5 protein-coding genes are annotated in these 5,270 nt (G+C 33.9%); 1 reads left to right on the top strand and 4 read right to left on the bottom strand.

From position 1 onward, the window contains the following. Window positions 1-241 precede the first annotated feature (241 nt). The 4 genes from ACP6PK_RS16325 to nagA all read right to left on the bottom strand — a co-directional run bounded on the left by ACP6PK_RS16325 (window position 242) and on the right by nagA (window position 3,960). Window positions 242-727: a restriction endonuclease subunit S gene (locus ACP6PK_RS16325; RefSeq protein WP_426560938.1), complete on the bottom strand. Its 486-nt coding sequence runs from the start codon at window positions 725-727 to the stop codon at window positions 242-244. Further along, on the bottom strand, window positions 728-1,603 hold the full coding sequence (locus ACP6PK_RS16320) for a restriction endonuclease subunit S (protein WP_426560857.1): 876 nt from the start codon (window positions 1,601-1,603) through the stop codon (window positions 728-730). A 395-nt stretch (window positions 1,604-1,998) separates the two neighbouring features. After that, window positions 1,999-2,532: a hypothetical protein gene (locus ACP6PK_RS16315; RefSeq protein ID WP_426560855.1), complete on the bottom strand. Its 534-nt coding sequence runs from the start codon at window positions 2,530-2,532 to the stop codon at window positions 1,999-2,001. Window positions 2,533-2,769: 237 nt separating this feature from the next. After that, the gene (gene nagA, locus ACP6PK_RS16310) at window positions 2,770-3,960 is read right to left on the bottom strand and encodes an N-acetylglucosamine-6-phosphate deacetylase (protein WP_426560853.1); all 1,191 of its coding nucleotides are present in this window, start codon (window positions 3,958-3,960) and stop codon (window positions 2,770-2,772) included. A gap of 367 nt (window positions 3,961-4,327) precedes the next feature. On the opposite strand from nagA, the gene ACP6PK_RS16305 reads away from it, so the two are divergent. Then, window positions 4,328-5,047 (top strand): chromophore lyase CpcT/CpeT, encoded by a 720-nt coding sequence (locus tag ACP6PK_RS16305; protein ID WP_426560851.1) that lies wholly within the window; start codon window positions 4,328-4,330, stop codon window positions 5,045-5,047. The last annotated feature ends 223 nt before the right edge of the window (window positions 5,048-5,270 follow it).

Raw genomic sequence — 5,270 nt, 5'->3', positions numbered from 1 at the left:
TATTTGCCAAAACTGGAAAATTTAGCAGGTACATATATATAGATATAGAAAATTTTGGTTTGCTGGAGAAAGGGAAAATTTCAGATTTACCTATTTGCCAAAACTGGAAAATTTAGCAGGTACATATATATAGATATAGAAAATTTGCTTTTTGTTGGGGTGCACTCCGCTTTTCATGTTGCGGAGCAAAACCCAACCTACTACATTATAACTTTAGTCGTTATGGTTGACATTAATGAATTTATTCGGAAAAAGTTTTGCTTTTCTGGTTGGAAGGGCGATATTTTCTTACATCTATTTTTCCTGTCACTGTTTCAGAAATTAGAGTTGTTCGATATTCTTGGATTAATTTTATTTCTTTTTCTATTGTGGCGAGCGATCGCTCAATTTTTTCTGATTTTGTTTCAATGAATGACACTATTTCTGTTTGTTCGGAAATTGGAGGAAGTGAAACAGAAAGACATGAGTATTTATCGGCTCCGATATTTTGAATTGTTGCTTGGATAAAAATAGATGTTTTCCATATATCGTAAACTTCTGACTTGGTAAACAGATATAAATAGTCGCTTAAAATAATAGATTCTTTAGGAATTGCTTTAATTAGATATCCTGCAAAACAAGCTAAACCAGAATAATCTTTAAATTGAAAAGTTTTCCCGACTGTCGCCCCACTTCTAGCAAAAATAATATCACCTTCTGATAAAAGATAGTCTTTAGCTAAATTAATTTATAAACTTCTAAAAGTCTCATCTCTAAGTTTTCCATCTCCGTCAAAGTCAGTAATTATAATATAACGAGGTTGACTTTTATCTGCTGACTTTGCTTCCTCATTTGCTCCGTACTTAAGTTTTCCTTCAACCAAATATTTCAACTTTTTCGCCTCCCAATGTTCGGGTATTTCTCCTAACCATTCAATGCCAGAATATTTGATCGGAACATCTAGGTTAAGACCTTTAGTAACTGCCTGATTAATAATAACGGTTTTCTGTTCTTTTAGTAGTTCTATCATCCGTTGTTTTTTGGCAAGATATTCATCTATTCGGGCGAGTTTTTCATCTAGGAAATTGGCGATCGTTTGTTGTTCTGAAATAGGTGGAATAACTAATATCTGTTCTTTTATATTTTCAGCGTGTACATTCTTATTAGCTCCTCCATGCAATGTACTGATAAGACTTTCTTTAAAAAAAGAAGAACTAAAAGCAAATTTCAAAAACTCTGGTTTAACATGTTTAAATCTGAATCTAATTAAATAAGACGCAAAAACGGAACGCTCAAGATAACTAACTAACCCAAAACGTCCAATAGTTCCACTTCTAGCAAATAGGAAATCTCCCTTTTTTAGTCGAAATAATTTTTCGTCTTTGTCAGAAATTTCAACAAAAGGCATATTTTCAAATGAGACATTTCCAAAATCATCAATATCAGTAATTCTTGCTAATTTTACTCCTTCATCAATGTAAGGGTTTTCTGTGTAATACCCTTGCTTGTGTGTTTGAGTAATTCTTTTAATTTTTTTGACTTCCCAATGTTCAGGAATATCCCCCAACCATTCAATACCCGAACTTTTATAAACCGGATATTTTTGCCAATTCAAATCAACCATATTTTCCCAAAACCTCCTAATTAAAAAAACTAAAATTTTCCCAAGAGGTAGGGTGCGTTTTGCACCATTAGTAGAATTAATTTTTGACTAATTAGGTGCGTTACGGCGACGTCTTGGGATTAATTAATTATTTATCCAGATAGTAGTCGCCTAACGCACCCTACTGGACAGTTTCATCAGTGCATTAGCAAATCAGACTCTGTAGGGGCGGGTTTCACCATAGGGACGTTGCATAAGGGCGTCCGTACAAGGAGTTTTCACATTGAGTCAAATAAACCCGCCCCGAATGATATACCCACCTTCCTAGGGGCGGGTTTATATAAATATTAGAATAAGCATGAAAATTCTAGCTAAAACCCGCCCCTACTATTGCACTATTTTAGCTGTGTCAGTTACTAATAAATAATCTCTTTCAACATTCCTTCTGTTTCCTTTTCCAACTCTAAAAGTTCCTCCACAATATCCTCCAAACTCCGCAACTTCTGAAATTTATAAAAATACTTAGTAAAGGAAATCTCATAACCCCTCACCACCTTATCAAAATCTATCCAAGCATCAGGAACATGAGGCAAAACTTCCCTCTGAAAATATTCCTCAATATCTTCTTTCAAGGGTACATTTTCAGTATCTCTCAATTCCACATCCGGTTGATAAACAACTCCCTTTTTCGTCCGCTTCAAAATAACACCTTCCCCCCCCTCATCCTTCTCAGTAAAAATCTGATAAATCAAATCCAAATCTCGCTTTTTCAATTTCCACCCCTCCCCTTTCAACGCTTTCTCAAAATCTCTCTTCACCACATTAAAATCCCACTGCACCTCCTCACCAAACAACTCCCGCAAAATCTCCACCACTCCTAACAATTCATCACCCATCTTTTCTCCAAATTCCTGAACCCTTGCCGCCGTAACAGGAAAAAAGAAAGCCATCAATTCGGAAAAGTAAATATCTAATGCTTCTTTCCAAGGACTATCATTTCAGTTATCAGTTATCAGTTATCAGTTATCAGTACCTCTATGGAATAGGGAGACTTAAAATACTGAATTTATTTTTTTTCATCCCTTTGAAAGGGGAGACTTGAGACATTATTTTTTGGTCATATTCTTCTAGAGTTGGATTTTCCATGTTGTAAATTTTTTTACCTACCTACTTAGAGATAGTTTTCATTATCCATTATTAATTATTCTCTGCCAAGTCAACTCTATTTCTGGTGGGTTTGGAGACCAAAACCCTACATTATTTACTCGCCATCTTAATAAATTTTTCCCAGACTTACCAACAATTTCACTATCCATTCCTAAAGCTTTCCGAGGCACAATAGTCGCCAAATAAATTCCCGTCTCAACATCACAAACTCCCCACTTCAGCAAATTCTTAACTCCAACCAATAAAGGTAAAGTCGTTCCTGCTAAAGTTCCATCTTGTAATCTAACCGTACCATTTTTAACTTCTATTTCTCTAGTATCCCAAGGGTAAATTCCATCAGCTAATCCTAAAGGTGCTAAAGCATCACTAACCAAAAATATTCCCTGCTGATATTGACTTGCTTTCAACAAAATTTCTATCATTGTTGAACAGACATGATTACCATCAGCAATTAAACCGCACATAACCTCAGAATTTGTAATTGCTGCTCCTAATAAACCCGGTTTTCGATGATGTAAACTCGGCATGGCGTTAAAAGCATGAGTCACCATTGAAGCTCCTAATTTAAAAGCTACTTCTGCTTGATTTGCTGTAGCCTGAGAATGCCCTAAACTAACTGTAATTCCTAAATTTTTTAAGTATGGAATTACTGTTTCTGTACTGTCTAATTCCGGCGCCAAAGTGATAATTTTAACTGTCTGAGCATAATCGCCAATTACTTGTTTGACATTTTCTAGAGTTAATGGTAATAAGTATTCGTTAGGATGAGCGCCCCGCTTTTCTGGATTCAAAAAAGGTCCCTCTAAATGTACCCCTAGAATTTTTGCCCTTTCTTGCTGTGGAGGTTGAGAGGCCAAATTGTGGAAGATTCGGAGCGATCGCTGAATATTATCTATAGAAGTAGTGACAATAGTAGGTAAAAAAGCGTCTATTCCTTGTTGCCATAAATATTGAGAAATTTCATCTATTTTAGTTATGGAAGTTTCATCTACTTCAGGAAAAGGTAAACCTAAAGCACCATTAATTTGTAAGTCAACTCCACCTAGAGAAACCCAGTCTTCTTTAACATCAATAGTATTAGATGTAGTAGGCAAAAGTTTTTCAGTCTGAGAAATAATTTGCTCAATTTTGCCATGAGAATTGATTAAAATTTGCTGTAGGTTTTGATAACCAGGAATTTTAGCGTTAATAATTTTAGTGGTTAAGTTCACGAGTTTAAATTTTAAATTACAGCTAGGAATATACAGTATTTTATAACTTGATGAGGTAAAAAAATCTGGGGAACTATATAATATAAAAGAGTAAATAGAGATTACATTCAGGATTCGGCAGTTAGTAAGTTCAAATGAAATAGGATTACTAAAGTATGGAAATACTGAAGTACAATTTCAAAGTATAGATTGAAGTACATGATCTGAAATATCCGTAGCAAATATTTTCTATTAGGGAAAAGCTTAATTGTTACAAATTCTCTAAAAATATACTTCATTACCTTGAAAAATACTCTATGATAATTCGTGTGAAATTTAAAGGTAACTTAAGAATAAATTTTTAGTCAAAACAAGTATAAGTAAGAAAATGCAGAAAAATCTACTTAAAATTTCCACTCTAAGCTTTCTGTTTATAAATGTTATTTTTACACAAAAAAGTCAAGGTGCAACTATAACATCTACACCCCCAATTTCATTTCAATTTAACCAGGTATCAGAATGGTTTACAGGCTTATTTGATAATACAAAACAAGTTGCCAGTAACCCAATTGTTCCTCCAATTACAATGTCTAACTGTGGGGTTAAACTTGTTGGGGATGAGTTGATGGAAAACACAGAAACTGTTTATTTAGAACAAAGAACAGGTGGATTCCCTTTTCGGGTGCGGTTGTATTCTTTTTTCAGTAATAATGACTCTCAAGTTACTATTAGTATAAATCGTTTCCTTGATGAAACTTCCTTACTAGGTTTATGCGATCGCCCTCAATCTCAACAAGTTATTAATACTAACAATCTAGATACTTTTAGCTGTGAAGTTAATCTTTCTTTGTTCCAAAATAGTTATGTAGGAAATAATTCACCAACTGGTTGTCAGACAACTTTTCCTGGAGGTAAAGTTATTTCTGATGTTTTAATTCAACCTAATTTTATTGAGTCTTTGGATAGAATTTTTGACGGAAATGGCGATCTTTTGTTTGGTACAACTATAGCTTTTGAAAGAGTAGGAACAGTTCCCGAACCTTCAATATTATTGGGATTATTTTTATTTAGTGGGTTAGGTATAGGAATAGGGCGCAAACATGATTAGTAATTCTGTTTTTTTGTAGTTTAATGTTAATAATTATTGTATTTTAGTTCACAATTAATCAGAGTGAAATTATTTCGTTGAATTGGTATGAATTTTAATTTAATACTAATTCCTTTGAGTAAGTCATCAAAAAATATATCCGTTCCATTTCTGTATAGATTAAGTTTCTACTACTCCCCACTTCCTCAGACCTAAAAAAGATAATTTCTCGCATTTATCAAGG

The organism is Dapis hubbardiae BLCC-M172, assembly GCF_050016015.1.
GTDB lineage: Bacteria > Cyanobacteriota > Cyanobacteriia > Cyanobacteriales > Microcoleaceae > Trichodesmium.
Note: the sequence above shows the minus strand (reverse complement) of the source record. Positions and strands in the feature narration are given on the sequence as shown.